At 68.6% G+C, this 26,937-nt stretch carries 20 protein-coding genes and 1 pseudogene; 14 read left to right on the top strand and 7 right to left on the bottom strand.

Annotation, left to right across the window (positions count from 1 at the left end):
- The first annotated feature begins 6 nt into the window (after window positions 1-6).
- The 5 genes and pseudogenes from C5F48_RS01885 (at window position 7) to C5F48_RS01865 (ending at window position 7,083) form a co-directional block, all read left to right on the top strand.
- The gene (locus tag C5F48_RS01885; RefSeq protein WP_107662211.1) at window positions 7-1,155 is read left to right on the top strand and encodes a pyridoxal phosphate-dependent aminotransferase; all 1,149 of its coding nucleotides are present in this window, start codon (window positions 7-9) and stop codon (window positions 1,153-1,155) included.
- A gap of 5 nt (window positions 1,156-1,160) precedes the next feature.
- Window positions 1,161-2,354, top strand: a complete 1,194-nt coding sequence (locus C5F48_RS01880; protein WP_107662210.1) for an N-acetylmuramoyl-L-alanine amidase — start codon at window positions 1,161-1,163, stop codon at window positions 2,352-2,354.
- 99 nt (window positions 2,355-2,453) lie between these two features.
- Window positions 2,454-5,004 (top strand): annotated as a pseudogene (locus C5F48_RS01875) (penicillin-binding protein 1A).
- A gap of 97 nt (window positions 5,005-5,101) precedes the next feature.
- The gene (gene prfB, locus C5F48_RS01870) at window positions 5,102-6,229 is read left to right on the top strand and encodes a peptide chain release factor 2 (protein WP_107662209.1); all 1,128 of its coding nucleotides are present in this window, start codon (window positions 5,102-5,104) and stop codon (window positions 6,227-6,229) included.
- 77 nt (window positions 6,230-6,306) lie between these two features.
- A complete protein-coding gene (locus C5F48_RS01865) occupies window positions 6,307-7,083 on the top strand; it encodes a DUF2189 domain-containing protein (protein WP_107662208.1) in 777 nt (258 codons plus the stop codon).
- A gap of 61 nt (window positions 7,084-7,144) precedes the next feature.
- Here C5F48_RS01865 and C5F48_RS01860 read toward each other — a convergent pair whose 3' ends face one another.
- From C5F48_RS01860 to C5F48_RS01845, 4 genes are all read right to left on the bottom strand, one after another.
- The gene (locus C5F48_RS01860) at window positions 7,145-7,666 is read right to left on the bottom strand and encodes a bactofilin family protein (protein ID WP_107662207.1); all 522 of its coding nucleotides are present in this window, start codon (window positions 7,664-7,666) and stop codon (window positions 7,145-7,147) included.
- A complete protein-coding gene (locus C5F48_RS01855; protein WP_107662206.1) occupies window positions 7,656-8,996 on the bottom strand; it encodes a M23 family metallopeptidase in 1,341 nt (446 codons plus the stop codon). Before C5F48_RS01855 ends, C5F48_RS01860 begins: the two co-directional genes overlap by 11 nt.
- A gap of 168 nt (window positions 8,997-9,164) precedes the next feature.
- Entirely contained in the window at window positions 9,165-9,974 is an 810-nt protein-coding gene (locus C5F48_RS01850; protein ID WP_107662223.1) for a ferritin-like domain-containing protein, read from the bottom strand.
- 14 nt (window positions 9,975-9,988) lie between these two features.
- Complete coding sequence (locus C5F48_RS01845) at window positions 9,989-10,450, bottom strand: peroxiredoxin (protein WP_107662205.1); 462 nt, start codon at window positions 10,448-10,450, stop codon at window positions 9,989-9,991.
- A 182-nt stretch (window positions 10,451-10,632) separates the two neighbouring features.
- Here C5F48_RS01845 and C5F48_RS01840 point away from each other — a divergent pair, with 182 nt between their 5' ends.
- The 7 genes from C5F48_RS01840 to uvrA all read left to right on the top strand — a co-directional run bounded on the left by C5F48_RS01840 (window position 10,633) and on the right by uvrA (window position 22,554).
- Entirely contained in the window at window positions 10,633-13,878 is a 3,246-nt protein-coding gene (locus C5F48_RS01840; RefSeq protein ID WP_107662204.1) for a YhdP family protein, read from the top strand.
- Window positions 13,875-14,906, top strand: coding sequence for a tRNA preQ1(34) S-adenosylmethionine ribosyltransferase-isomerase QueA (gene queA, locus C5F48_RS01835; protein WP_107662203.1), 1,032 nt, complete (start codon window positions 13,875-13,877; stop codon window positions 14,904-14,906). Before C5F48_RS01840 ends, queA begins: the two co-directional genes overlap by 4 nt.
- An 87-nt stretch (window positions 14,907-14,993) precedes the next feature.
- Window positions 14,994-16,244, top strand: a complete 1,251-nt coding sequence (locus tag C5F48_RS01830) for an MFS transporter (protein WP_107662202.1) — start codon at window positions 14,994-14,996, stop codon at window positions 16,242-16,244.
- A 58-nt stretch (window positions 16,245-16,302) separates the two neighbouring features.
- The gene (locus C5F48_RS01825; RefSeq protein ID WP_107662201.1) at window positions 16,303-16,878 is read left to right on the top strand and encodes a DUF924 family protein; all 576 of its coding nucleotides are present in this window, start codon (window positions 16,303-16,305) and stop codon (window positions 16,876-16,878) included.
- A 94-nt stretch (window positions 16,879-16,972) separates the two neighbouring features.
- Window positions 16,973-18,367, top strand: a complete 1,395-nt coding sequence (gene lpdA / locus C5F48_RS01820) for a dihydrolipoyl dehydrogenase (protein ID WP_107662200.1) — start codon at window positions 16,973-16,975, stop codon at window positions 18,365-18,367.
- A gap of 39 nt (window positions 18,368-18,406) precedes the next feature.
- Entirely contained in the window at window positions 18,407-19,582 is a 1,176-nt protein-coding gene (locus C5F48_RS01815; RefSeq protein WP_107662199.1) for an MFS transporter, read from the top strand.
- Between the two features lie 107 nt (window positions 19,583-19,689).
- Window positions 19,690-22,554 carry an excinuclease ABC subunit UvrA gene (gene uvrA, locus C5F48_RS01810; RefSeq protein ID WP_107662198.1) on the top strand — a complete coding sequence of 955 codons (2,865 nt, stop codon included), beginning with the start codon at window positions 19,690-19,692 and terminating at the stop codon, window positions 22,552-22,554.
- 341 nt (window positions 22,555-22,895) lie between these two features.
- Here the strand turns inward: uvrA and C5F48_RS01805 are convergent, their stop codons facing one another.
- From C5F48_RS01805 to C5F48_RS01795, 3 genes are all read right to left on the bottom strand, one after another.
- A complete protein-coding gene (locus C5F48_RS01805) occupies window positions 22,896-23,099 on the bottom strand; it encodes a YgaP family membrane protein (RefSeq protein ID WP_107662197.1) in 204 nt (67 codons plus the stop codon).
- A gap of 95 nt (window positions 23,100-23,194) precedes the next feature.
- A complete protein-coding gene (locus tag C5F48_RS01800; protein WP_107662196.1) occupies window positions 23,195-23,848 on the bottom strand; it encodes a Crp/Fnr family transcriptional regulator in 654 nt (217 codons plus the stop codon).
- A 102-nt stretch (window positions 23,849-23,950) separates the two neighbouring features.
- Complete coding sequence (locus C5F48_RS01795) at window positions 23,951-25,450, bottom strand: CoA-acylating methylmalonate-semialdehyde dehydrogenase (protein WP_107662195.1); 1,500 nt, start codon at window positions 25,448-25,450, stop codon at window positions 23,951-23,953.
- A 99-nt stretch (window positions 25,451-25,549) separates the two neighbouring features.
- Here C5F48_RS01795 and C5F48_RS01790 point away from each other — a divergent pair, with 99 nt between their 5' ends.
- Window positions 25,550-26,437, top strand: a complete 888-nt coding sequence (locus C5F48_RS01790; RefSeq protein WP_107662194.1) for a LysR family transcriptional regulator — start codon at window positions 25,550-25,552, stop codon at window positions 26,435-26,437.
- A 52-nt stretch (window positions 26,438-26,489) separates the two neighbouring features.
- Complete coding sequence (locus C5F48_RS01785; protein ID WP_107662222.1) at window positions 26,490-26,924, top strand: CBS domain-containing protein; 435 nt, start codon at window positions 26,490-26,492, stop codon at window positions 26,922-26,924.
- Window positions 26,925-26,937: the final 13 nt, after the last annotated feature.

The following is a 26,937-nucleotide window of genomic DNA, read 5'->3' as shown; positions in this document are numbered from 1 at the left end:
CAGGGAATGCGGGTATCAAGACGCGGGGCGGTCGATCCCTTCATTGTGATGGACGTGATGGAGCAGGCGCGCGCGCTGGAAGCGGCGGGGCGGCATATCGTGCATATGGAGATCGGCCAGCCCGGCACGCCGGCCCCCGCCGCCGCCCGCGCGGCGCTTGGGGCGGCGATGGAGGCGGGGCCGCTGGGCTACACCGCCGGGCTGGGGCTGATGGAGCTGCGGGTCGGGATCGCGGGGCTCTATCAGCGCTGGTACGGGCTGGAGATCGACCCGTCGCGGGTGGTGATCACCGCCGGGGCGTCGTCGGCTTTCCTGCTGGCCTTCACCGCGCTGTTCGATGCGGGCGACAGGGTGGCGCTGGGCGAGCCCTGCTATCCGTCCTACCGCCAGATCCTGAAGGCGCTGAGCCTCGAGCCCGTCGGCGTCGCCGCCTCGGAGGCGAACCGGCTGCAGCCGGTGCCCGCCGATCTGGAGCCGGTGGCGGATCTGGCCGGGCTGATCGTCGCCTCGCCGGGCAATCCCTCGGGCACGATGCTGGGGCGGGAAGAGCTGGCGGCGCTGATCGGCCATGCGCAGGCGCGCGGCATCGCCTTCATCTCGGACGAGATCTATCACGGGCTCGACTTCGGCCAGCGCGCGGTCTCGGCGCTGGAGATTTCGGACGATCTCTATGTGATCAACTCCTTCTCCAAGTATTTCAGCATGACCGGCTGGCGCATCGGCTGGATGGTGGTGCCGGAGGATCATATCCGGCTGGTGGAGCGGCTGGCGCAGAACATGTTCATCTGCCCCTCGCATGCCAGTCAGGTGGCGGCGCTGGCGGCGCTCGACTGCGTGCAGGAGCTGGAGGCGAACCGCGCCGTCTATGCCGAGAACCGCCAGCTGATGCTGGAGGGGCTGCCCGAGGCGGGCTTCACCCGCTTCGCGCCGCCGGACGGGGCCTTCTATGTCTATGCCGATGTGTCGGAATTCACCGATGACTCGCTGGCCTTCGCCGCCGAGATCCTGAACGGCGCCGGGGTGGCGGTGACGCCGGGGCTGGATTTCGATCCCGAGCGCGGGGCGCGGACCCTGCGCTTTTCCTATGCGCAGGGCAGGGCGGAAATCGTCGAGGGGCTGGCGCGGCTGAAGGCCTTCATGGCGGCGCGGGGCTGAGCGGGATGCGGGGCGTTCTGGCCGGTCTGGCGCTGCTTGTGGCTTCGGCGGTCGGCGCGCAGGAGCTGACCGCGGTGGCGCGGCTCGACCCGGCGGCGAGCCATGTCGAGGACGTGCGGCGCGGGGTCGGGCTGGAGCTGGCGCTGTCGCAGCCGGTGCCCTGGCGGGTGCGGGTGATGGATCAGCCGCCGCGGCTGGTGCTCGACTTCCGCGAGGTGGATTTCACCGGCATCGGCGCGGTGGAGGAGGACAGCGACCGGGTGCTGGGCCTGCGCGCCGGGGTCTACCGCCCCGGCTGGTCGCGGTTGGTGCTGGAACTGGACGGGCCCTACACGGTGAGCGAGGCCGGGATGACGACCGGCAACGCGACCCGCGTCTCGGTGCGGCTGGCGCGGGCCAGCGAGGAGGAGTTCGCCAAGCGCGCCGCGCAGCCGGAGCCGCCGGGCTGGGCGCTGCCGCCCGCCGCCCTGACCACGGCGGCGACCGAGGGGCGGGGGCCGCTGGTCGTGGTGCTGGACCCGGGTCATGGCGGGCTCGACCCCGGGGCCGAGCGCGGCGGGCTGAGCGAGGCGCAGCTGATGCTGAGCTTCGCCCGCGAGCTGAAGGAGCTTCTGCTGCGCGACGGCGGGTTCCGCGTGGCGATGACCCGCGAGGAGGACAGCTTCGTGCCGCTGGAGACCCGGATCACCCTGGCGCATGAGGCGCAGGCGCATGTCTTCGTCTCGCTGCATGCCGATGCGCTGGCCGAGGGCGAGGCGGTGGGGGCGACGCTCTACACCCTGTCCGAGGAGGCCTCGGATGTGGCAGGGGCGGCGCTGGCCGAGCGGCATGACCGCGACGACCTGCTGTCGGGGGTCGATCTGACCGGGCAGGACGATCTGGTGGCCAAGGTGCTGATGGACATCGCGCGGGTCGAGACCATGCCGCGCAGCGAGCGGCTGTCGCTGGCGCTGGAGGCCTCGATCAAGGCCGCCGATCTGCCGATGCACCGCCATGCCCGGCAATCGGCGGGCTTCTCGGTGCTGAAATCGCCGGATATTCCCTCGGTCCTCGTGGAGCTCGGCTTCCTCTCAAGCCCCGAGGATCTGGCGCGGTTGCAGGACCCGGTCTGGCGCGCTGCGATGGCCGGGGCGCTGCTCGACGGGCTGAAGGTCTGGACGGCCGAGGATGCGGCGCTGTCGAAGCTGCTGCGGCGCTGATCCGCCGCGCTCGCGCGATTGCGAACCATATCCCGGATGCAGCTTTTGACCTTCGGGGCGGCCGCGTGTATAAGGGCCGCGCACAACGAGGATATTTCATTGGTCAGGTTCGTCGGGTCCTTCTTCGGGGCCATCTTCACCGCGTTGACGCTGGGCATCTTCGCGGTCGCGCTGACCATCGGCGCGATCTTCTGGATGTATTCCCGCGACCTGCCGAGCCATGAGAGCCTCGCGCAATACGCCCCGCCGACGATCAGCCGGATCTACTCCGGCGAGGGCAACATGATCGACGAATTCGCCCATGAGCGGCGGCTGTTCACCCCGATCGAGGATATCCCGGATCAGGTGAAAAACGCCTTCATCAGCGCCGAGGACAAGAACTTCTACACCCACCATGGCTATGACGCCCGCGGCATCGCGGCGGCGGCCTTCGAGGCGATCCGGTCGCGCGGGTCGAACGTGCGCGGGGCCGTCGACCATCACCCAGCAGGTGATGAAGAACTTCCTCTTGTCGGGCGATCGCACCGGCGAGCGCAAGATCAAGGAGATCATCCTCGCGACCAGGATCGAGGAGACGCTGTCGAAGGACAAGATCCTAGAGCTCTATCTGAACGAGATCTTCCTCGGCCAGAACTCCTACGGGGTGGCGGCGGCGGCGCAGACCTATTTCAACAAGACTCTCAGCCAGCTGACGGTGGACGAGGCGGCGATGCTGGCGGCGATGCCGCAGGCGCCGAGCCAGTATCACCCGGTCCGCGCCAAGGAGCGGGTCACCGAGCGGCGCAACTACGTGCTGCGCGAGATGTTCGACAACGGCTATATCGACGAGCCGACGCTGCAGACCGCGCTGAACCAGCCGCTGCGCTCGGTGCAGAACGGCGATTACCCGGCCTTCCGCCAGGCCCTGCCGCCGCGCGACTATTTCACCGACGAGATCCGCCGCCAGCTGTCGGGCAGCTTCGGCGAGGAGGAGTTCTTCGGCGGCGGTCTGACCATCCGCGCCACGGTGGACCCGGAGCTGCAGCTGGAGGCCGCCGAGGCGCTGCGCGACGGGCTGGAGAAATTCGACCGCAACCAGGGCATCTGGCGCGGCACCCGGCAGGTGCTGCCCGCCGAGGCGCTGGTGAACGAGGACAGCTGGCGCCCGGCGCTGGCGGGGGTGAAGGTGCCGCGCGACGTGGCCGATTGGCATCCGGCGGTGGTGCTCGAGGTCGGCGACAGCGCGGCCCGGATCGGCATCGAGGGCGTGCCCGAGGATGAGGACGGCCATTTCATCCCGGCCGAGGACGTGACCTGGGCGCGCAAGCGGCAGGCCGACGGAAGGCTGGGGCCGAAGGCGCGCAGCGCCGGCGATCTGGTGTCGGTGGGCGACGTGGTGCTGGTGCGCGCCGTCACCAGCGATGACGACGGCAGCTTCCGCCGCTGGTCACTGCGCCAGGTGCCGGAGGTGCAGGGCGCCTTCATGGCGATGGATGTGAACTCTGGCAGGGTGCTCGCCATGCAGGGCGGGTTCAGCTACCAGGATTCGGTGTTCAACCGCGCCACCCAGGCGACGCGCCAGCCGGGGTCGAGCTTCAAGCCCTTCGTCTATGCCGCGGCGCTGGATTCGGGCTTCACCCCGGCGACCATCGTCATCGACGCGCCGATCGAGGTGATGACGCCGCAGGGGCTCTGGACGCCGAAGAACGCCTCGAACAAGTTCTACGGCCCGGCCCCGCTGCGTACCGGGATCGAGCAGTCGCGCAACCTGATGACGGTGCGGATCGCGCAGGAGATCGGCATGGAGACCGTCGCCGGCTATGCCGAGCGGTTCGGGGTCTATGACCGGATGGGCCAGTTCCTCGCCAACTCGCTGGGGGCCGAGGAGACGACGCTGTGGAAGATGGTGGCGGCCTACGCCATGTTCGCCAATGGCGGCGAACGGGTGGAGCCGACGCTGGTCGACCGGGTGCAGGACCGCTACGGCAAGACCGTCTACCGCCACGACCAGCGGGTCTGCGAGGATTGCACGCTGGCCTCGCTGCAGCCGGGCCGCGGGCCGCGGATCGACACCAACCGCGAGCGGGTGATGGATGCGATCACCGCCTATCAGCTGACCTCGATGATGCAGGGCGTGGTGCAGCGCGGCACCGGGCGGGGCATCAACCTGCCGGTGCCGGTGGCGGGCAAGACCGGCACCACCAATGACGCCAAGGACGTGTGGTTCATCGGCTACACCTCGAACATCGTCGCCGGCTGCTACATCGGCTACGACCAGCCGCGCAGCATGGGCTCGGCCTCGGGCGGCGGCTTCTGCGGGCCGGTGTTCCAGGAGTTCATGTCGAAGGCGGTGAAGAAATACGGCGGCTCCGAGTTCCGCGTGCCGCCGGGCGGCTATTTCATCAAGATCGACCGCTTCACCGGCGCGCGCCTGCCGGATGACGCCTCGGGCGAGAATGTCGTGGCCGAATACTTCCGCGAGGGCGAGGACCCGATCTTCGGTCTGGGCGCGCTGGTCGACGGCGGCTTCGCGATGGGGTCGAACCTGCCGCTCTTTGCCTATGGCGAAAGCGGCGAGGAGGGGGCGACGGTGACCACCGCCACCGGCGAGACGCTGGTGATCCCGAAGAAGGCCGATTTCGGCACTTTGAGCTCCGGCGGGCTCTACTGAGCGGCGGGCGGGGCAGGGCGGGTTCTGCCCCGCCCTTGCCCGTGCCGCGGCAAAGCGGTATCACCCGCGCCTGAACAGCCCCGAGGAAGCATAGCCCATGCGGACCGAAACCCAGTATCACGTGGACGCCATCACCCGCTCGCTCGCCCTTCTGGCGCAGCGGATGGATCTGGAGACCGCGCCGCATCGTCTGGAAGAGATGAACGCGATGATCGAGGACGGCAACCTCTGGTCCGATCCGGCGCGGGCGCAGAAGCTGATGCGCGAGCGTCAGGGGCTGATGGACCAGCTGTCGACCTACAAGCTGATCGATACCGGGCTGCGCGACAATGTCGAGCTGATCGAGCTGGGCGAGGCCGAGGGCGACGCCGAGATCGTCGCCGAGGCCGAGGCTGCGCTGCGCGACCTGGTCGAGACCGCGCGGGCCAAGGAGCTGGAGGCGCTGCTCGACGGCGAGGCCGATGGCAACGACACCTTCCTCGAGATCAACGCCGGCGCGGGCGGCACGGAAAGCTGCGACTGGGCCTCGATGCTGGCGCGGATGTATGTCCGCTGGGCCGAGAAGAAGGGCTACAAGGTCGAGCTGCAGTCGGAAAGCGGCGGCGAGGAGGCGGGCATCAAGTCGGCCTCCTACAAGATCTCCGGGCCGAACGCCTATGGCTGGCTGAAGTCGGAAAGCGGCGTGCACCGGCTGGTGCGGATCTCGCCCTATGACTCGGCGGCGCGGCGGCATACCTCGTTCAGCTCGGTCTGGGTCTACCCGGTGGTCGACGACAACATCGAGATCGAGATCCCCGACCGCGACATCCGCATCGACACCTACCGGTCGTCGGGCGCGGGCGGGCAGCACGTGAACACCACCGACTCGGCGGTGCGGATCACCCACCTGCCGACCAATATCGTCGTGACCTCCTCGATGAAGTCGCAGCACCAGAACCGCGAGGCCTGCATGATCGCGCTGAAGGCCCGGCTGTACCAGCTGGAGCTGGACAAGCGGAACGCGGCAATCAACGCGCAGCATGAAAGCAAGGGCGATGCGGGCTGGGGCAACCAGATCCGGTCCTATGTGCTGCAGCCCTACCAGATGGTGAAGGACCTGCGCACCGGGGTCGAGACCTCGGATACGCAGGGCGTGCTGGACGGCGATCTGGACAGGTTCATGGCCGCGACGCTGGCACAGGACGTGGCCGGCAAGAGCCGCGCCGAGGCCAACGCCGAAGGCTGAAGGTTTTCGGCAGATTCATCTTGGCCGAACCGCCCCGCCGGGCATAGATTCCCCTTCGCAGAGGGGGGAGACTCGGCATGTCGGACCATTACATCGAACAGGCCCCGGCGGTGCCCGCCGTGCGGGTGCTGACCATCGGCGACCTGCAAGCCGCGCTGGCGGCGGGCTGGCGGGATTTCCGCGGCGCCCCGGCCTTCGGCCTGTTCTTCAGCGCGGTCTATGTGCTGGGCGGCTGGCTGATCCTCTTCGCGCTCACCGCCTCGGGGCAGATCTGGTGGACGCTGCCCGCCGCCGCCGGCTTCCCGATCCTCGGGCCGTTCATCGCCTGCGGGCTCTACGAGGTCAGCCGGCGGATGGACCGCGGCGAGGATCTAGGCTGGGGGCAGGTGCTGGGTGTGATCCTTCGCCAGAAGGATCGCCAGATCCCGTCGATGGCGGCGGTGGTGGTGATCTTCTTCCTGTTCTGGAATTTCCTCGCCCACATGATCTTCGCCCTGTTCATGGGGCTCTCGGCGATGACCAATGTCTCGAGCTCGATCGAGGTCTTCCTCACCCCGAACGGGCTGACCATGCTGGCTGTCGGCACGCTGGTGGGGGCGGTCTTCGCCAGTGTGCTGTTCTCGCTGACGGTGATCAGCCTGCCGCTGCTCCTGGACCGCGAGATCGACTTCGTGACGGCGATGATCACCAGCGTCGAGGTGGTGCGCGCCAATCCGGCGGTGATGCTGGTCTGGGGGCTGGGGATCGCCGGGCTGCTGTTCCTCGGGATGCTGCCGGGGTTTCTCGGGCTCTTCGTGGTGCTGCCGGTGCTGGGCCATGCGACATGGCATCTCTACATCCGGGCGCAGGGGTGATCCCATGAAAAAGGGCGCCCGCTCGGGCGCCCTCGGGCAGTCTCGGGTCCACCGCAGGCCGTCAGACGTCGGCGGGCTTGGTCGCCGAGGGGGCAGGGGCGGAGGCGGGGGCCGCCGTGCTGCCGCCGGGCTTGCCATTGGCCAGCGGGTCTTCCTGACGCTGCACCGAACCCTCGAAATGGGCGCCGGATTCGATGGCGATGGTCTTGTGGATGATGTCGCCTTCCACCCGGGCGGTGGAGGTCAGGCGCACCTTCAGGCCGCGCACGCGGCCGATGACGCGGCCGTTCACCACGATGTCGTCGGCGACGATCTCGCCGCGGATGGTGGCGCTTTCGCCGACCGTCAGCAGATGGGCGCGGATGTCGCCTTCGACCGTGCCTTCGACCTGGATGTCGCCGGTGGTCTTCAGGTTGCCGACCACGGTCAGGTCCGACGAGAGCACGGAGGCGGAGGGCTTCGGCTTGGTCGCGCCGGGGGAGAATTCGTTCATCGGTTTCTGCACGGGCGCATCCTGCGTTCTGGTCTTGTCGCCCTCGCCCTGTTTCGGGCCTGGCTCGTTGATTCTGCTTTTAGAAAACATCTTTCGCCGCCTTGATAAAGGTCATCGGATTGACGGCATTGCCGCCCAGCCGGACCTCGTAATGAAGATGGGTGCCGGTGGACCGGCCTGAGTTGCCCATATCACCGATCCGGTCGCCGCGCGATACCCTTTGTCCGACATCGACCCGGATTTGCGCCAGGTGGGCGTAGCGGGTCTCGATGCCGAAGTCGTGCTTGATCTTCACCAGACGGCCGTAGCCGCTGGACCAGCCGGCATGGACCACGACGCCATCGGCGGTGGAATAGACCGGCGATCCGTAGGCTCCGGCGAGGTCGGTGCCCTCGTGCCGGCGCTTGCCGCGACCGAAGGGATCGTTGCGCCCGCCGAAGCCGGAGGTGTAGCGGAACGAGGTCTTCACCGGCATGGCGAAGGGGGCCTTGTCGGCGGCCATGCGGTAGAGGTTCATCCGGTCGAGACCCTGCAGGATCTCGTTGGCGCGCACCTCCTCGGGGGTGAGCGACGCGCCCTTGGTCGAGACGGTCAGCGGCGACAGCGGGCCGCCTTGGCCAGAATAGCCGCTGCGCACCTTGTTCAGCAGGTCGTCGGGCTTCAGCCCGGCGGCGCGGAACATCTTGTCCAAAGGCTCCATCGAGATCGAAACCGCGTCCTCGAGCCGCGAGAAGATCGCGTCGTTGCGGGCCTGCAGCTCCAGCTTCTCTTGATACACCGTCTCGGTTTCCTCCTTGGCGAGGAGAGCGGCGTTGGCGAGGTCGTCGCGCTGGCGGGCGGTGGCGCCCAGCGTGCTGGTCAGCACTTCCAGCGTGGCCAGCGTGTCGGCGGCGCGGGATTCGCCGGTGCGGCTGGAGCCGGTCTGCTCGGCCAGGGCCAGCGTCACCCGCTCGGCCTGGCCGCGGGCGTCGTCGCGCTCGGCGATGGTGCGGCGCAGCGTGTCCTGGATCACCTCGATGCCGGTTTCCAGCTCCTTGCGGTGGTCTTCGGTGGCGAGCAGCGCCTCCTGCATCTTCGACACCTCGGCCAGCGCGAGGTTGAAGCGTTCCTGCGCCCGCACCGCCTCTTCGGCGCGACGGTCGCGGTCGGCGGAGAGCGCGTTCAGCCGGGATTCGTAGAGCGCCTGCTGGCGCTGGGTCTGGTCGCGGGTGGAGCCGGCGGCGATCGAATCCATCAGCAGGATCGAGGTGGCGACGATGGTCCAGCCGACGAGAATGGCGCTGCCGCTGAGGGCGATGGCCTGGGTGACGGGGCGGAGGCGGACGAAGCGGGTCTCGGTATCGGATTTCAGGAACAGCCGTCGTTCCGGCAGGAAGCGTTCAAGTGTCGAATTGATCCGATAGGAGAGTCGCGTCAGCACTGGCAGGTCCCGTCTGTTGTTCGGCGGGCACTCGACCTTTGATGGCGTCCCCGCGCCGGTCCTGGTCCCCGGTACTGATTAGCCAGCGGGGGGGGCTGTCGCAACAATTTTGACCGTATGGTCGTTGCGCCGGGCGGAACCCTGCCGGAACAGGCAGAATCCCGCCGATCAACTGCCGGTTGATCGGGGCGTCTGGTCGGAGAGCGGCCAGTAGAAATCCGGCGGCAGGCCGGCGTCGGCGCGCTTCTCCTCGTTGAAGGGCGGTTTCAGCGGGCTGGGGAAGTAGCGGCGGACGAGGGCGTGGAAGGTGTCCTTCGGGTCGCTGTCGGCCCGGCCGCAGAGAAAGTTGAACCATTTCGAGCCATAGGCGACGTGGCTCACCTCCTCGGCGTAGATCACCGACAGGGCTTCGGTCACCTGTGTCTCGCCGGTCTTCTCGAAGATCGCGATCATCCCCGGCGTCACGTCGAGCCCGCGCGCTTCCAGCACCATGGGCACCACGGCGAGCCGGGCGAGCAGGTCGCCGGCGGTGTCCTCCGCCGCGCGCCACATGCCGGCATGGGCCGGCAGCGCGCCGTAATGCGAGCCCATCGCTTCGAGGCAGTCGCACATCAGGTTGAAGTGCCGCGATTCGTCATCGGCGGCCCGCACCCAGTCGTCGTAGAAGCCGAGCGGCATGCGGGTGTCGGTGAAGCGGGCGATGACATCCCAATGCAGGTCGACGGCGTTCAGCTCGATATGCGCGACGGCATGGATCAGCGCCAGCCGCCCGGCCAGCGTGCCGGGACCGCGGCGCGGCATGTCGCGCGGCGACAGCAGTTCGGGCAGGGCGGGGCGGGCCGGCCGCGGCGGCGGGGCGGCCTCGCCCAGCGGCAAGGGTTCGCCGCGGTCGCGCGCGGCGAGCCAGGCGGCGGCGTGGCGGCGCGACAGGGCGGTCTTTTCCCGGCCGTCGGCGGTGCTCAGCACCTCCACCGCCATCGCGGCCAGCGAGATCACAGCCCCTGCGCCGCGAGCAGCACCTCTTCGGCATGGCCCTTGGCCGAGACCTTGCGCCAGACCTTGGCCACCTTGCCCTCGCCGTCGATCAGGAAGGTCGAGCGTTCGATGCCCATGTAGGTCTTGCCATACATGCTCTTCTCGACCCAGACGCCGTAATCCTCGCAGGTGGTTCCGTCCTCGTCGGAGGCGAGGATGATGCCGAGATCGTATTTCTTGCAGAAGCGGTCGTGGCTCTTCACGCTGTCCTTCGAGATGCCGATCACCGTGGTGTTCACCGCGGCGAAGGCCGGGGCGCGGGCGGTGAAGTCCTGCGCTTCGAGGGTGCAGCCGGTGGTGTCGTCCTTGGGGTAGAAATAGACGACGACCTTGTTCGGCTGGAACGAGCCGAGCGAGACGCTCAGCCCGCCGTCGCGCGGCAGGGTGAAGTCGGGGGCGGTCTGGCCTTCGGCGATCATGGGCGGCTCCTTGCGCGGGGGACGATGGGTCACTGCTGTTTTAGTTGCCTTCCGCCCCGGATAAAGGCAAGCCCGCGAAAACGGATAAGGCTGGCATGGCATCGAGCGACGGCAAAGCGTCTGAGGAGGGTTCGGCAGCTGCGGCCCCCCCACGCGCCGCGCGTCGCAGGCGGCGGGGACGGGTGTCGCTGTGGCTGCTTCTGAGCCTCGTGCTGATCGCTGGGGCGGTCGGGCTCGCCGGTCTGGTGCTGACCGGGCGGGCGCTGCCGCTGCCGGTCTGGGCGGTGGCCGAGATCGAGGAGCGGATGAACCGCGCGCTGGCCCCGGCGCAGGGCGCGGCGGCGCTGTCGGTCTCGCTGACCGGCATCGACCTGACCATCGGCCGCGACTGGGCCCCGCAACTGCGGCTGGAGGATGTGCGGCTGCGGCAGAGCGGCGGCCGCCCGCTGCTGACCCTGCCCGAGGCGCGGATCGGCTTCGACGCGAGTTCGCTCGCCGGCTTGCGACTGCATCCGCGCAGCGTCGATCTGGTCGGCGCCCGCTTCGCGCTGCGGCGGCTGGAGGACGGGCGCTTCGATCTCGGCTTCGGCGGCGGTGGTGGGCGGATCGGCAGCTATGCCGATGTGATGCGGGCGGTGGACCGGGTCTTCGCCCTGCCGCTGCTGGCGGATCTGCGGCGGGTCGAGGCCGAGGGCATGAGCCTGACGCTGGAGGACCGGCGGGCGCGGCGCACCTGGCAGGTGGGCGACGGACGGCTGGTGCTGGACACCGGGCCGGAACGGCGGGCGCTGGAGGTCGGGCTGACGCTGCTGGGCCGGGCCGATCAGGCCCCGGCGCAGGCGGTGCTGACCTTCGTCACCACGCCTGGCAGTCCGGAGGCGCGGATCTCGGCCACGGTGGACCGGGTCGCCGCCACCGACATCGCGGCGCAGGCGCTGCCGATCACCTGGCTCGGCGTGCTCGACGCGCAGCTGTCCGGTCGGGTCTCGGCGGCGCTGGACGCCGAGGGCCGGTTGACCGGGCTGGAGGCCGAGCTGAACAGCGGCGCGGGCGCGCTGCGGCCGCGGCCCGACATCAAGCCGATTCCCTTCGAGAAGGCCGGGCTCGCCTTCAGCTATGATCCCGCGGCCGAGAAGATCAGCCTGACCGACCTGAAGGTGGAGAGCCGGTCGCTGAACTTCACCGCGACCGGCCATTCCTATCTGCCGGGGGTGCAGCAGGGCATGCCCGAGGCCTTCCTCGCCCAGATCCGCTTCGGCGAGGTGAACGCCGATCCGGCGGGGCTGTTCGAGCAGCCGGTGACCTTCTCGGAAGGTGCGCTGGACCTCAGGATGCGGCTCGACCCGTTCAGCATCGACATCGGCCAGATCTCGCTGGCCGAGGGGACGCGGCGGCTGACCGGCAAGGGCAGGGTGGCGGCCGAGCCCGAGGGCTGGCGCGTCGGCTTCGACATGACGTTGAACGAGATCTCGCATCAGGGGCTGCTGGCGCTCTGGCCCTTGTCGCTGGTGCCGCGCACCCGCGACTGGGTGGTGAACAACGTGCAGGAGGGCTCGCTCTTCGACGTGAAGGCCGGGGTGCGGCTGGTGCCGGGGCGCGAGCCGCGGCTGGCGCTGGGCTACGAGTTCCGCGATGCCGATGTGCGCTTCCTCAAGACCCTGCCGCCGATCGAGGCGGGCAGCGGTTACGCCACGATCGAGGGCAAGCGCTACACCATGGTGCTGGACCGCGGCCGGGTGACCGCGCCGGAGGGTGGGTCGGTGGCGGTGGCGCAGTCGCTGTTCCTCGTGCCGGATGTGACGCGCAAGCCGGTGCATGCCGAGCTGCGGCTGAACACGAAGAGCAGCGTGACGGCGGCGCTGTCGCTGCTGGACCAGCCGCCGTTCCGCTTTCTCAGCAAGGCCGGGCGCCCGGTGGACCTTGGTACGGGCCGGGCCGAGGTGCAGACCGTGATCCGCCTGCCGCTGAAGCCGAGGCTGAGGCCCGATGAGGTGGAGTTCAGCGTGGCGGGGCGGATCTTCGATTTCCGCTCCGATGTGCTGGTGCCGGGGCGGGTGCTGACCGCGCCCGATCTGGTGCTGACCGCCGATCCGGCGGGGTTCAGCGTCTCGGGCGCCGGTAAGCTGGGGGCGGCGCCCTTTGACGCGACCTTCACCCAGGGCCTGACGCCGGAGGAGCGGGGCCGTTCGCGGATCGAGGGCACGGCGACCCTGTCGCAGGTGCCGCTGGATGAGTTCGGCATCGGCCTGCCGCGTGGTCTGGTTTCCGGCAGCGGGCCGGGGCGGATCGTGGTGGAGCTGGAGAAGGACCAGCCGCCGAAGCTGACACTGACCTCGGCGCTGACCGGCATCGGGTTGAGCCTGCCGGAACTGGGCTTCCGCAAGGCGGCCTCGGCCAGCGGCAGGCTGGAGGTGCAGGCGGTGCTGGGCAAGCCGGCCTCGGTGCAGCGGCTGGTGGTCGAGGGCGGCGGGTTGCAGGCCGAGGGTTCGGTCACCTTGCGCGCCGATGGCCAGCTGGATCAGGCCCGGCTCGACCGGGTGCGGCTGAACGGCTGGCTCGACGCGCCGGTGACGCTGGTCGGGCAGGGCAAGGGCATGCCGCCGGAGGTCTCGGTCACCGGGGGCTCGGTCGATCTGCGCCGGCTGTCGCTCGGGTCGGGCGGCGGCGGGGGCGGAGGCGGCGCGCCGGTGACGGTCCGGGTGCAGCTCGACCGCCTGCTGGTGACCGAGAAGATCGCCCTGACCGGGCTCGGCGGCGTCTTCGACACCAAGGGCGGCTTCCGCGGCGACTTCGCGGCGCGGGTGAATGGCGGGGCGGTGGTGCGCGGCGCGCTGGCCCCGGTGGCGCAGGGCACGGCGGTGCGCATCCTGTCGGAAGACGCAGGCGGGGTGATGGCCTCGACCGGCATCTTCCCCGACGCACGGGGCGGGAGCCTCGACCTGAACCTGCTGCCGACCGGGGCGAAGGGGCATTACAACGGCCATGCCTCGGCCAGCGACGTGCGGGTGCAGAATGCGCCGGTGCTGGCGGCGCTCTTGAGCGCCATCTCGGTGGTGGGGATCCTCGAACAGTTGAACGGCGACGGGCTGGTCTTCAACCAGGCCGAGGCCGATTTCCGCTTGACCCCGGCGGCGATCGAGATCACCCGCGGGTCCGCAGTCGGCGCCTCGCTCGGGGTGTCGGTGGCGGGGATCTATGACGTGGTGGGAAAGCGGCTGGACATGCAGGGCGTCATCTCGCCGATCTATCTGCTGAACGGCATCGGCGCGGTGCTGACCCGCCGCGGCGAGGGGGTGTTCGGCTTCAACTACAAGCTCGGCGGCAGCTCGGACCGGCCATCGGTCACGGTGAACCCGCTGTCGATCCTGACGCCGGGCATGTTCCGCGAGATTTTCCGCGCGCCGGCGCCGGTGCTGGAGGGACCATGAGACTATCCGATTTCGACTTCCACCTTCCCGAGACCCTGATCGCCACCCGACCCGCGCGGCCGCGCACATCGGCGCGGCTGCTGCTGGCGGAGGGGGATGCGATCCGCGACTTGCATGTTTCGGATCTGCTGGAGATCTTCCGCCCCGGCGACCGGCTGATCCTGAACAACACGAAAGTGATCCCGGCGCGGCTGACCGGCACCCGGACCCGCGGGGACGCCGTGGCCAAGGTGGAGATCACGCTGATGGAGCCTGCCGCCGAGGGCTGGCGCGCGCTGGCCAAGCCGTTGCGCAAGGTTCAGCCAGGTGAGATGATCCGCTTTTCCGAGGCGCTGAGCGCCACGGTGGCCGAGAAGGGCGAGACCGACCTGCGGCTGGTCTTCAACCTTGTGGGCGAGGATTTCGACGCGGCGCTGGCCGAGGCGGGGGCGATGCCGCTGCCGCCCTATATCGCCGCCAAGCGCAAGCCCGACGCGCAGGACGAGACCGACTATCAGACCGTCTTCGCCCGTCACGCCGGGGCTGTCGCCGCCCCGACCGCCTCGCTGCATTTCGACGCTCCGCTGCTGGAGGCGCTGGCGGCCAAGGGCGTGCAGTTCACCGAGGTGACGCTGCATGTCGGCGCCGGCACCTTCCTGCCGGTGAAGGTGGAGGATGTGACCACCCACCGGATGCATGCCGAATGGGGCGAGGTGACCGAGACGGCGGCCGCCGAGATGAACGCCACCAAGGCGGCGGGCGGGCGGGTGATCCCGGTCGGCACCACCGCGCTGCGGCTGATCGAGTCGGCGGCGGCGACTGGTGCGGTTGAACCCTGGCGGGGGACGACCGATATCTTCATCTATCCCGGTTACCGTTTCCGGGTGACCGACGCGCTGATGACAAATTTCCACCTGCCTAAGTCCACGCTGCTGATGCTGGTCTCGGCCCTGATGGGGCAGGAGCGGATCGAGCGGATCTACCGTCATGCGGTTGATACCGAATACCGTTTCTTCTCCTACGGCGACGCCTCGCTGCTGATCCCCTAGGCGCGCCCGCCCGTCCAACCGTCGCCTTTGCGCCCTCCCGGGCGGGAGGCCGCTGCTACTGTGCCCGAAACCCCCCGGAGTTCGTCGATGTTCAAGGTTCTCGCTTCCACCTGGCCGCTGTTGCTGGGCGTCATGCTGCTGATGGTCGGAAACGGCATTCAGGGCTCGCTGCTGGGCATCCGCGGCGGGATCGAGGGATTCAGCACCTTCCAGCTGTCGATGGTGATGTCGGCCTATTTCCTCGGCTTCCTCTTCGGCTCGCGCGTGACGCCCGAGATGATCCGCCGCGTCGGCCATGTGCGGGTCTTCGCGGCGCTCGGCTCGCTGATCTCGGCGGTGCTGGTGGTCTATCCGGTGCTGCCGGAGTGGACGGTCTGGGCGGGGATGCGGGTGCTGGTCGGCTTCTGCTTCTCGGGGGTCTACATCACCGCCGAGAGCTGGCTGAACAACAGCTCCACCAACGAGACCCGCGGGCAGGCGCTGTCGCTCTACATGATCGTGCAGATGATCGGCATCATCGGCTCGCAGGCGCTCCTGAACGTGGCGGAGCCCTCGGGCTTCACGCTCTTCGTCATCCCCTCGGTGCTGGTCTCCTTGGCCTTCATGCCGATCCTGCTGACCACCACCACAGCGCCGGTCTTCGACACGACGAAGCCCTTGTCCTTCAAGGAGCTGTTCGAGATCTCGCCGCTCGGCGTCATCGGCATGCTGCTGACGGGGGGCATCTTTTCGGCGATGTTCGGCATGGCCTCGGTCTGGGGCACGCTGGAAGGGCTGAGCGTGCGCGACATCTCGATCTTCATCGGGACGATGTATGTTGGCGGTCTGGTGCTGCAATATCCGATCGGCTGGTTCTCGGACCGCATGGACCGACGCAAGCTGGTGCTGGGGCTGGCGGTGGTCGGCGGCGCGGTGATGGCGGTGGCGGTGCTTTTCACCCCGCCGTTCTGGGGGCTTCTGATCGTGTCGCTGCTGCTGGGCGGCATCACCAACCCGCTCTATTCGCTGCTGATCGCCCATACCAACGACTTCCTCAGCAAGGAGTCGATGGCGGGCGCCTCGGCCGGTCTGATCTTCATGAACGGGCTGGGCGCGATCTTCGGGCCGCTGGTCACCGGCTGGATCATGGAGCAGGTCGGGCCGGACGGGTTCTTCCTGTTCATCGGCATCCTCTTCGGGGTGCTGGCGACCTACGCCGCCTGGCGGATGACGCAGCGCGCCGCGCCCGCCGTGGCCGATACCGGGGCCTTCGCCACGCTGGCGCCCACCGCCTCGGCTCTGGCGGTCGGCACCATGATGGAGCAGGGGCAGGAGGGCGTCGACACCTCGGGCCGCTGATGTTGCAGCCTGCCGCCGGACCTGTCAGGTTCGGAAGGCACACATGCAGGAGACTGAAATGGCGGACGATCCGGAAGGCGTGCTGGACTACTGGCTGGGCGAGGTTGGCCCCGAAGGCTGGTATGTCGGCTCCGAGGAGCTGGACGACGAGATCCGCGACCGCTTCGGCGACCTGTGGCAGGCGGCGCGCGAGGGCGGGCTGGACCATTGGTGCGAGGGGACGGTGGGCAGCCTCGCCTTCCTGATCCTCACCGACCAGTTCGCGCGCAACATGTTCCGTGGCCGGGCCGAGGCCTTCGCCACCGACCCGCAGGCGCGTGACTGCGCCCGCAGGGCGTTGGAGGAGGGTTGGGACATGCAGGCCCCGGAACCGGAGCGGCAGTTCTTCTACATGCCCTTCGAGCATTCCGAGGACATGGCCGACCAGGAGCTGTCGGTGGAGTTGTTCTCCACCCGCATGCCCGAGACCGGGGCGGAGAACCTGCTGCATGCCAAGGCCCATGCCGAGATCATCCGCCGCTACGGCCGCTTCCCGTTCCGCAACGCCGCGCTGGGCCGGGAGAACACGCCGGAGGAGGAGGAGTTCATGCAGGCCGGGGCTTACGGCGCGATGGTGAAGGCGATGTCGGCCTGAGCCATGCAGGGGCTGCATGGCCCCCCGGCTTGGGCTTCGTTGCGCGGCTTCCAAATATGGTTTAAGGCCAAACTACTTTTTCCAGGAGATGACGATGGCTGCCAAGAGCTTTGACATGATCGTGGCCGGGTCCGGTCCGGGGGGCTATGTCGCCGCGATCCGGGCGGCGCAGCTCGGGCTGAACGTCGCCATCGTGGAGCGGGAAAACCTCGGCGGCATCTGCCTGAACTGGGGCTGCATCCCGACCAAGGCGCTCTTGCGCTCGGCCGAGGTGTTCCACCTGATGCACCGCGCCAAGGAATTCGGCCTGAAGGCCGACGGCATCGGCTATGACCTCGACGCCGTGGTCGCCCGCTCGCGCGGGGTGGCCAAGCAGCTGTCGGGCGGCATCGGCCATCTGATGAAGAAGAACAAGATCACCGTGGTGATGGGGACGGCGACGCTGCCCGCCAAGGGCCGGGTGCAGGTGAAGACCGACAAGGGCACCGAGGAGCTGGAGGCCAAGACCATCATCCTCGCCACCGGCGCGCGGGCGCGCGAGCTGCCGGGGCTGGAGGCCGATGGCGATCTGGTCTGGACCTACCGCCACGCGCTGCAGCCGAAGCGCATGCCGAAGAAGCTTCTTGTGATCGGCTCGGGCGCCATCGGCATCGAATTCGCCAGCTTCTTCAACACGCTGGGCGCCGATACCACCGTGGTCGAGGTGATGGACCGCGTGCTGCCGGTGGAGGATGCCGAGGTTTCGGCCTTCGCGAAGAAGGCTTTCGTGAAGCAGGGCATGAAGATCCTCGAGAAATCCACCGTCAAGAAGCTCGACCGCTCGCCGGGCAAGGTCACCGCGCATATCGAGGCGGGCGGCAAGACCGAGACGATGGAGTTCGACACTGTGATCTCTGCCGTCGGCATCGTCGGCAATGTCGAGGGGCTGGGGCTCGAGGCATTGGGCGTGAAGATCGACCGGACCCATGTGGTAACGGACGAGTTCTGCCGCACCGGGGTCGAGGGGCTCTATGCCATCGGCGACATCGCCGGCGCGCCCTGGCTGGCGCACAAGGCCAGCCACGAGGGCGTGATGGTGGCCGAACTGGTCGCGGGCGGCCATCCGCATCCGATCAAGCCGGGCTCGATCGCCGGCTGCACCTATTGCCATCCGCAGGTGGCCTCGGTCGGCATGACCGAAGCCAAGGCCAAGGAGGCGGGCTTCGAGGTGAAGGTGGGGCGTTTCCCCTTCATCGGCAACGGCAAGGCGATCGCCCTGGGCGAGGCCGAGGGCTTCATCAAGACGGTGTTCGACGCCAAGACCGGCGAGCTGCTGGGCGCCCATATGATCGGCGCGGAAGTGACCGAGCTGATCCAGGGCTATGTCATCGGCCGCACGCTGGAGACGACGGAGGCCGAGCTGATGGAGACGGTCTTCCCGCATCCGACGCTGTCCGAGATGATGCACGAATCCGTGCTCGACGCCTACGGCCGCGCGCTGCATTTCTGAGGCTGGCCCCCGCGGCGGGGTTGGGCTAACCCTGCGGGCATGACCCGTTCCGCGCCTCCGATGCTGCTGGTTCTGGCGCTCTGGGGCGCCGGGCTCGGCTCTGCGGCGCAATTCGCCAAGCTGGGCGTGATCTTCGACCAGATCGCGCTGGCCTATCCGGGCCGGAGCGAGGTGGCGCTGGGGCTGACCGTCTCCATCGTCGGCTTCGTCGGGCTTGTCTTCGGCACCACGGCGGGGCTTCTGGTGCAGCGGCTGGGCTATCGGCGGGTGCTGGTCGCGGCGCTTTCGCTGGGGGCCGCGCTCTCCGCGCTGCAGGCGCTGCTGCCGCCCCTGCCGGTGATGCTGGCGCTGCGGCTGGCGGAGGGGGCGTCGCATCTCGCCATCGTCGTCGCCGCGCCGGTGCTGATCGCCCAGCTTGCGCCGCTGCGCTTGCAGGGGCTGGCGATGACGCTGTGGAGCAGCTTCTTCGCCGTCTCCTTCGCCATCACCGCCACGCTGGGACGGCCGCTGGTCGAGGCGCAGGGCATCCCGGCGCTGTTCCTCGCCCATGCCGCTTACATGGCCGGGTTCGCCCTGCTGCTGTGGCGGCTGCTGCCGCCGGACATCCGCGGCCCGGCGGTGCCGCTGTCGCCCGGGCGGCTGCTGCGCCAGCACGGCGAGATCTATGCCTCGCCGCGGGTCGCGGCGCCGGCCATCGGCTTCTTCTGCTATACACTGGTCTATGTCGCGCTCTTGACCCTGCTGCCGACGCTGGCCGGGCCATGGCAGCTGCTGCTGGCCTCGGCCATGCCGCTGACAAGCATCGCCGTCTCGCTGACGCTGGGGGTCTGGCTACTGGGCCGCCTGCCGGCGATCCGGATCGTGCAGTTCGGCTTCGCCGCCACCATGCTCGCCGCCGGGCTGATCTGGCTGGAGCGCGGCGCGCCGCTGCCTTTGGCGGCAGCCAGCCTGATCCTCGCCGCGGCGCTGGGGCTGGTGCAGGGGGCGAGCTTTGCCGCCATCCCGCAGCTGAACCCCGACCTTGAGGGCCGCAGCCGGGCCGCCGGGGCGGTGGCGCAGCTGGGCAATCTCGGCACCACCAGCGGCACGCCGCTGCTGGCCGCGCTGATCGCCTGGCAGGGGATCGGCGGGCTGGTGCTGTTCTGCCTGCTGCCGGCGGCGGCGGGGATCGGCCTGCATCAGTGGCTTTCCGCCCGCCGCAGGGCGACCGGCTGAACTATTTCCGCAAAGCCGCATTGCGTTCTTATAATGTTCACGTTTTCGGGTTGGAGACTCAGCCCGCTTCACCTATCTCTGGTGCTTCAGACAGCAGGGACGTGGGCATGGCCGAACAGAAGTTCATCTCGGTGCGCGGGGCGCGCGAGCATAACCTCAAGGGCATCGACGTGGACATTCCGCGCGACCAGCTTGTGGTGATCACCGGCCTGTCGGGGTCGGGCAAGTCGAGCCTCGCCTTCGACACGATCTATGCCGAAGGCCAGCGCCGCTATGTGGAAAGCCTGAGCGCCTATGCGCGGCAGTTCCTCGACATGATGGGCAAGCCCGATGTGGATCATATCTCGGGCCTCTCGCCCGCGATCTCCATCGAGCAGAAGACCACCTCGAAGAACCCGCGCTCCACCGTCGGCACGGTGACCGAGATCTACGACTACATGCGTCTCCTCTGGGCGCGGGTCGGCACGCCCTATTCCCCCGCCACCGGCCTGCCGATCACCGCGCAGCAGGTGCAGGACATGGTCGATGCGGTCATGGCCATGCCGGAGGGCACGCGCGCCTATCTGCTGGCGCCGATCGTCCGCGACCGGAAGGGCGAGTACAAGAAGGAGTTCATGGAGCTCCGCAAGCAGGGCTTCCAGCGGGTCAAGGTGAACGGCGCCTTCCACGAGCTGGAGGACGCCCCGGTGCTGGACAAGAAGTTCCGCCATGACATCGACGTGGTGGTCGACCGCATCGTGGTGCGCGACGGCATCCAGACCCGGCTGGCGGATTCGTTCCGCACCGCGCTGAATCTAGCGGACGGCATCGCCGTGCTGGAGACGGCGCCGGCTGAGGGCGAGGGCGACCCGGTGCGCACCACCTTCTCCGAGAAATTCGCCTGTCCCGTCTCGGGCTTCACCATCCCCGAGATCGAGCCACGGCTGTTCTCGTTCAACGCGCCCTTCGGCGCCTGCCCGGTCTGCGACGGTCTGGGGATGGAGCTGTTCTTCGACGAGCGGCTGGTGGTGCCTGACCAAGGGCTGACGCTGGCGCAGGGGGCGCTGGCGCCTTGGGCCAAATCGAAGTCGCCCTATTTCATGCAGACCATCGACGCGCTGGCCAAGCATTACGGCTTCGACAAGAAGAAGAAATGGAAGGACCTGCCCGAGAAGGTGCATCAGGTCTTCCTGCGCGGCTCGGGCGAGGAGGAGATCAGCTTCCGCTATGACGAGGGCGGGCGGATCTATCAGGTCAGCCGCGTCTTCGAAGGCGTGATCCCCAACATGGAGCGGCGCTACAAGGAGACGGATTCGGCCTGGGTGCGCGAGGAATTCGAGCGCTACCAGAACAACCGCCCCTGCGGCGCCTGCCACGGCTACCGGCTGAAGCCCGAGGCGCTCGCGGTGAAGATCGGCGGCATCCACATCGGCCAGGTGGTGCAGATGTCGATCAAGGAGGCCTTCGCCTGGGTCGGCACGGTGCCCGATGCGCTGACCAACCAGAAGAACGAGATCGCCCGGGCGATCCTGAAGGAGATCCGCGAGCGGCTTGGCTTCCTCGTCAACGTCGGGCTCGACTACCTGTCGCTCAGCCGCGCGGCGGGCACGCTGTCGGGCGGCGAGAGCCAGCGCATCCGTCTGGCGAGCCAGATCGGCTCGGGGCTGACCGGGGTGCTCTATGTGCTCGACGAACCCTCGATCGGGCTGCACCAGCGCGACAACGACCGGCTGCTGACCACGCTGAAGAACCTGCGCGATCAGGGCAATTCGGTGCTGGTGGTGGAACATGACGAGGATGCGATCCGCGAGGCGGATTATGTCTTCGACATCGGCCCCGGCGCCGGGGTGCATGGCGGGCAGGTGGTGGCGCATGGCACCCCCGCCGAGATCGCCGCCGATCCGGCCAGCCTCACCGGGCAGTATCTGTCCGGCGCGCGCAGCATTCCCGTCGCCGCGACCCGGCGGACGGGCAGCGGCAAGAAGCTGACGGTGGTGAAGGCCTCGGGCAACAACCTGCATGACGTGACGGTGGATTTCCCGCTGGGCAAATTCGTCTGCGTCACCGGGGTCTCGGGCGGCGGCAAGTCGACGCTGACCATCGAGACGCTCTACAAGACCGCCGCCACCCGGCTGAACGGCGCGCGCGAGACCCCCGCGCCCTGCGAGACGATCCGCGGCTTCGAGCATCTGGACAAGGTGATCGACATCGACCAGCGCCCGATCGGCCGCACCCCGCGCTCGAACCCGGCGACCTATACCGGCGCCTTCACCCCGATCCGCGACTGGTTTGCGGGCCTTCCCGAGGCCAAGGCGCGCGGCTACCAGCCCGGGCGTTTCAGCTTCAACGTGAAGGGCGGGCGTTGCGAGGCCTGTCAGGGCGATGGCGTCATCAAGATCGAGATGCACTTCCTGCCCGACGTCTATGTCACCTGCGAGACCTGCAAGGGCGCGCGCTACAACCGCGAGACGCTGGAGGTGAAGTTCAAGGACAAGAGCATCGCCGACGTGCTCGACATGACGGTGGAGGATGCGCAGGCCTTCTTCCAGGCGGTGCCCTCGATCCGCGAGAAGATGGACGCGCTGGTGCGGGTCGGCCTCGGCTATGTGAAGGTCGGTCAGCAGGCGACGACGCTGTCGGGCGGCGAGGCGCAGCGGGTGAAGCTGTCGAAGGAGCTCGCGCGGCGGGCGACCGGGCGCACGCTCTACATTCTCGACGAGCCGACCACCGGTCTGCATTTCGAGGATGTGAAGAAGCTCCTGGAGGTGCTGCACGAGCTGGTCGAGCAGGGCAACACCGTGGTGGTGATCGAGCACAACCTCGACGTGGTGAAGACCGCCGACTGGATCATCGACATCGGCCCCGAGGGCGGCGATGGCGGCGGGATCATCGTCGCCGAGGGCACGCCGGAGGATGTGGCCAAGGTGGAGGCCTCGCACACCGGGCGCTATCTGGCGCCGATGCTGAAGCCGCGCCGGCTGGCCGCGGAGTAGGAGCGCCGCTTGGGGGCATCGAGCCCCCGCGCGCCGCTGCTGCCGCGGGTGTAATCGGCGAGGGGGGCGCTGCCGGAGGCGGGGGAGCCTCCGGCGGGGATATTTAGGGACAGAAAATGGGGGGCTGTGGCTTCCGGTTTGCTCTGTTGCCGGGTACGCTCTCGCGTCGATGTCGAGGTGCGCAGGTTGGCTGCGGAGCAGGAGCGGTGCCTTGGGGAATCGGGCGCCCGCGCGCCGCTGCTGCCTCGGGCGGGATCGGCTGCGGGGCGCCGCCGGAGGCGGGGGAGCCTCCGGCGGGGATATTTAGGGACAGAAAATGGGAGGCCGCAGGCCTTCCCGGCTCAGTGTTTCAGGGGGCAGGTGCTGATGCCGAAGATCGTGTAGAGCGGGCAGCTGGACAGCAGGCCGGTGGCCAGCGGCACGATGCCGATCAGGAAGACCCAGTGCAGGCTGTGGCCCGGCAGCAGGAAGAAGGCGGCGAGCAGCGCCAGGCCGATCACGATGCGCAGGATGCGGTCGATGCCGCCGACATTGGTTTTCAGCATGATGTCACCTTTTGATGAGGACGCCCGGAAGCCGGGGCATGGCGACATCCTGCGCCGCGGCGCGCGCGGCGTCTGTGACCTCGTCACGTTCGGGCTCAGCCTTCGGTTGCTGCGGCGATCCGGCGCAGGGCGGCGGGGTCGAGCAGGGTGACCCGGCCGCGGTCGGTGCGCACCCAGCCGCGCCGGGCGAAATGGTCGAGCCGGCGCGAGATCACCTCGCGGGCGCTGCCGATGCGGGTGGCGAGGTCGGATTGAGTGGTGTTCACCTGATCGTCGCGGGCCAGCGCCAGCAGCGCGCCGGCGAGGCGGCTTTCGACCCGCTGGAAGGCGACGCGCTCCAAGAGCAGCATCATGTCCTGCATCCTGGTGGCGAAGGCGGTGAAGACGAAGGCGCGGAACGGGGCGCTGTCGTCCATCAGCGTGAGGAACAGCGGTTTCGGGATCACCACGACGTGGCAGTCGGTGGCGGTGATCGCCTCGCCGGTGTAATCCTCGCCGCCCATCAGCCCGAGCGTGGTCTGCACGCAGCTCTGGCCGGGCTCGACCGCGTAGAGCAGGATCTCGCGCCCGGTGGCGCCGGTGAGGAAGACCTCGACCCGGCCCTCCAGCACCACGACGAAGCCCTGCGCCGCGTCGCCGGGGTGGAACATCAGCGTGCCCTTGGGCAGCCGCAGCGGCAGCAGCGCGTCGAGCCGGGCGCGGGCCTCGGCGGCGAGGGCGGCAAAGCCGGTTGTTGCGGTCCAGCCCATGGCGGCTCCTGTGGCGACGCATCCTGCGTCCGCCAGGAAGCCGCCGCGGTCAAGCCCGAAAGCGGAACGCGGGGGGCGGCACTTGGCCGCCCCCCGGCAGGATCAATCCATCGCCTTGAAGTTGAAGGCCGAGCCTTCCTTGATGCCCGAGGGCCAGCGCGTGGTGATGGTCTTGGTGCGGGTGTAGAAGCGGAAGGCGTCGGGGCCGTGCTGGTTCAGGTCGCCGAAGCCGGATTTCTTCCAGCCGCCGAAGGTGTGATAGGCCAGCGGCACCGGGATCGGCACGTTGATGCCGACCATGCCGATGTTCACCCGGTTGGCGAAGTCGCGGGCGGCATCGCCGTCGCGGGTGAAGATCGCCGTGCCGTTGCCGTATTCATGGTCCATCGCCAGACCCAGCGCTTCCTCGTAGGAGGCGGCGCGCACGGTGGAGAGCACCGGCCCGAAGATCTCCTTCTTGTAGATGTCCATGTCGGGGGTGACATGGTCGAAGAGATGCGGGCCGACGAAGAAGCCGTCCTCGTAGCCCTGCAGCGCGAAGTTGCGGCCATCGACCACCAGCTTCGCGCCCTGATCGACGCCCGACTGCACCAGCTTGAGGATGTTCTGCTTGGCGGCGGCGGTGACGACCGGGCCGTAATCGACATCGTTGCCGGCGGTATAGGGGCCGACCTTCAGCTTTTCGATGCGCGGGATCAGCCTTTCGATCAGCGCGTCGGCGGTGGCGTCCCCCACGGGGACCGCGACCGAGATCGCCATGCAGCGTTCACCCGCGGCGCCGTAGCCCGCGCCGACCAGCGCATCGGCGGCCAGATCGAGATCGGCATCCGGCATGATGATCATGTGGTTCTTGGCGCCGCCGAAGCACTGCACCCGTTTGCCGTTGGCGCAGCCGCGGGTGTAGATGTATTCGGCGATCGGGGTGGAACCGACGAAGCCCACCGCGGCGATGGTCGGGTTGTCGAGGATCGCGTCGACCGATTCCTTGTCGCCGTTCACCACCTGCAGGACGCCGTCGGGCAGGCCCGCCTCCTTGCAGAGCTCGGCCAGCATCAGGGGCACCGAGGGATCGCGCTCGGAGGGCTTGAGGATGAAGGCGTTGCCGCAGGCCAGCGCCGGGCCCATCTTCCACAGCGGGATCATCGCCGGGAAGTTGAAGGGGGTGATGCCCGCCGCCACGCCGACCGGCTGGCGCATGGAATACATGTCGATGCCGGGGCCGGCGGAGTCGGTGAACTCGCCCTTCAGCATCTGCGCCGCGCCGATGCAATATTCGATCACTTCCAGCCCGCGCTGGATGTCGCCCTTGGCGTCGGGGATGGTCTTGCCATGCTCGCGGCTCAGCGCCTCGGCCAGCTTCTCCATGTCGCGGTTGATCAGGTTGACCAGCGCCATCATCACCCGGCCACGCTTCTGCGGGTTGGTGGCGGCCCATTTCGGCTGGGCGGCGGCGGCGGCCTCGACCGCGGCGTCAAGCTCGGCCTTGGAGGCGAGCGGCACGCGGGCCTGCACCTCGCCGGTGGCGGGGTTGAAGACATCGGCGAAGCGGCCCGAGGTGCCCTTCACGTGCTTGCCGTTGATCCAGTGGCTCAGTTCCTGCATGGAATCCTCCCGATTTGCTGGCCAGACCTTAGCCTTGCAATTTTGCCGGATAAAGCGGCAAGGTTTCAAAAGCGTTTTGCAGTTTTGCAAGGGTGGGGCATGGACTGGGACGATCTGCGGGTGTTTTTGGCGGTGGCGCGCAGCGAGAGCCTGTCGGGCGCGGGCAAGGTGCTGCGGCTCGATCCGGCGACGGTGGGCCGGCGGGTGGCACGGCTGGAGGAGGCGCTGACGGCGCGGCTCTTCGCGAAGAGCCCGCAGGGCTATGCGCTGACCGAGCAGGGCCAGCGGATGCTGGCCCATGCCGAGCGGGCCGAGCAGGCGATGCTGGAGGCGCTGGAGGAGGTGCAGGGCGCCTCGGGGCTCACCGGGCAGATCCGGATCGGCGCGCCGGACGGCTGCGCCAACTACCTGCTGCCGCAGGTCGTCACTCGGATCTGCGAGGAAAACCCGGGGCTGGAGGTTCAGATCGTTGCCCTGCCACGGGTCTTCAACCTGTCGAAGCGCGAGGCCGACATGGCGATCGGCGTCTCGCGCCCCGAGGCGGGGCGGCTGACGGTGCAGAAGCTGACCGACTACAAGCTGCATCTGGCGGCCAGCCGCGCCTACCTGGAGCGGGCAGGGGCGCCGCAGAGCCTCGAGGATCTGAAGGCGCACCGGATCGTCGGATATATCCCCGACATGATCTTCGACAAGGAGCTGGACTATCTGACCGAGATCGGGGCAGGGGCGGCGCCTCTGGCCTCGAACTCGGTCTCGGTGCAGCTGAACTGGCTCCGGACCGGCGGCGGCATCGGCATCGTGCATGACTTCGCCATCCCTTCGGCGCCGGAGCTGGTGAAGATCCTGCCCGAGGTGGTCAGCCTGACCCGGGCCTTCTGGCTGATCCGCCATGCCGACGACCGGCGGGTGGAACGGATGAACCGCTTCGCCGACGCGCTGGCGAGCGGCATCCGGCGCGAGCTCATACGTTTGGAAGGCATGACTTGAGAAGATTCTGCACTAAGCTGATTTTCAGGCGGAGACTTTCTGGGAGGAAATGATGATCGTCCAACAGATCCTGAAACTGAAATCGGATGACGGGGTGGTGACGGTCCGGCCCGACGCCACCATCGCCAGCGCGGTCGAGGTGCTGTCGTCGCGGCGGATCGGCGCGGTGGTGGTCTCGACCGACGGCAAGCAGGTCGCCGGCATGCTGTCGGAGCGCGACATCGTGCGCGAGCTCGGCCGCCGCGGCCCGGGCTGCCTGAGCGACCGGGTCGACGCGATCATGACGGCGAATGTCATCAGCTGCGCCTGCTCGGACCGGGCGGTCGAGGTGCTGCAGACCATGACCGACGGCCGCTTCCGCCACATGCCGGTGATGGAGGCCGATCAGATGGTCGGGTTGATCTCGATCGGCGACGTGGTGAAGGCGCGGCTCTCCGAGTTGTCGATGCAGAAGGATGCGCTGGAGGGCATGATCAAGGGATTTTAGCCGCAGCTTTTCC

Origin of the sequence: Cereibacter changlensis JA139 (assembly GCF_003034985.1) — a bacterium.
Lineage (GTDB): Bacteria > Pseudomonadota > Alphaproteobacteria > Rhodobacterales > Rhodobacteraceae > Cereibacter > Cereibacter changlensis.
This window is presented reverse-complemented; position numbering and strand designations above follow the sequence as displayed.

Bases quoted from the DNA above. Each gene is read 5' to 3' on its own strand.
- C5F48_RS01885 (WP_107662211.1), top strand. From the start codon at position 7: ATGCGGGTATCAAGACGCGGGGCGGTCGATCCCTTCATTGTGATGGAC.
- C5F48_RS01880 (WP_107662210.1), top strand. From the start codon at position 1,161: ATGCGGGGCGTTCTGGCCGGTCTGGCGCTGCTTGTGGCTTCGGCGGTC.
- prfB (WP_107662209.1), top strand. From the start codon at position 5,102: ATGCGGACCGAAACCCAGTATCACGTGGACGCCATCACCCGCTCGCTC.
- C5F48_RS01865 (WP_107662208.1), top strand. From the start codon at position 6,307: ATGTCGGACCATTACATCGAACAGGCCCCGGCGGTGCCCGCCGTGCGG.
- C5F48_RS01860 (WP_107662207.1), bottom strand. From the start codon at position 7,666: ATGTTTTCTAAAAGCAGAATCAACGAGCCAGGCCCGAAACAGGGCGAG.
- C5F48_RS01850 (WP_107662223.1), bottom strand. From the start codon at position 9,974: ATGGCGGTGGAGGTGCTGAGCACCGCCGACGGCCGGGAAAAGACCGCC.
- C5F48_RS01845 (WP_107662205.1), bottom strand. From the start codon at position 10,450: ATGATCGCCGAAGGCCAGACCGCCCCCGACTTCACCCTGCCGCGCGAC.
- queA (WP_107662203.1), top strand. From the start codon at position 13,875: ATGAGACTATCCGATTTCGACTTCCACCTTCCCGAGACCCTGATCGCC.
- C5F48_RS01830 (WP_107662202.1), top strand. From the start codon at position 14,994: ATGTTCAAGGTTCTCGCTTCCACCTGGCCGCTGTTGCTGGGCGTCATG.
- C5F48_RS01825 (WP_107662201.1), top strand. From the start codon at position 16,303: ATGGCGGACGATCCGGAAGGCGTGCTGGACTACTGGCTGGGCGAGGTT.
- lpdA (WP_107662200.1), top strand. From the start codon at position 16,973: ATGGCTGCCAAGAGCTTTGACATGATCGTGGCCGGGTCCGGTCCGGGG.
- C5F48_RS01815 (WP_107662199.1), top strand. From the start codon at position 18,407: ATGACCCGTTCCGCGCCTCCGATGCTGCTGGTTCTGGCGCTCTGGGGC.
- uvrA (WP_107662198.1), top strand. From the start codon at position 19,690: ATGGCCGAACAGAAGTTCATCTCGGTGCGCGGGGCGCGCGAGCATAAC.
- C5F48_RS01805 (WP_107662197.1), bottom strand. From the start codon at position 23,099: ATGCTGAAAACCAATGTCGGCGGCATCGACCGCATCCTGCGCATCGTG.
- C5F48_RS01800 (WP_107662196.1), bottom strand. From the start codon at position 23,848: ATGGGCTGGACCGCAACAACCGGCTTTGCCGCCCTCGCCGCCGAGGCC.
- C5F48_RS01795 (WP_107662195.1), bottom strand. From the start codon at position 25,450: ATGCAGGAACTGAGCCACTGGATCAACGGCAAGCACGTGAAGGGCACC.
- C5F48_RS01790 (WP_107662194.1), top strand. From the start codon at position 25,550: ATGGACTGGGACGATCTGCGGGTGTTTTTGGCGGTGGCGCGCAGCGAG.
- C5F48_RS01785 (WP_107662222.1), top strand. From the start codon at position 26,490: ATGATCGTCCAACAGATCCTGAAACTGAAATCGGATGACGGGGTGGTG.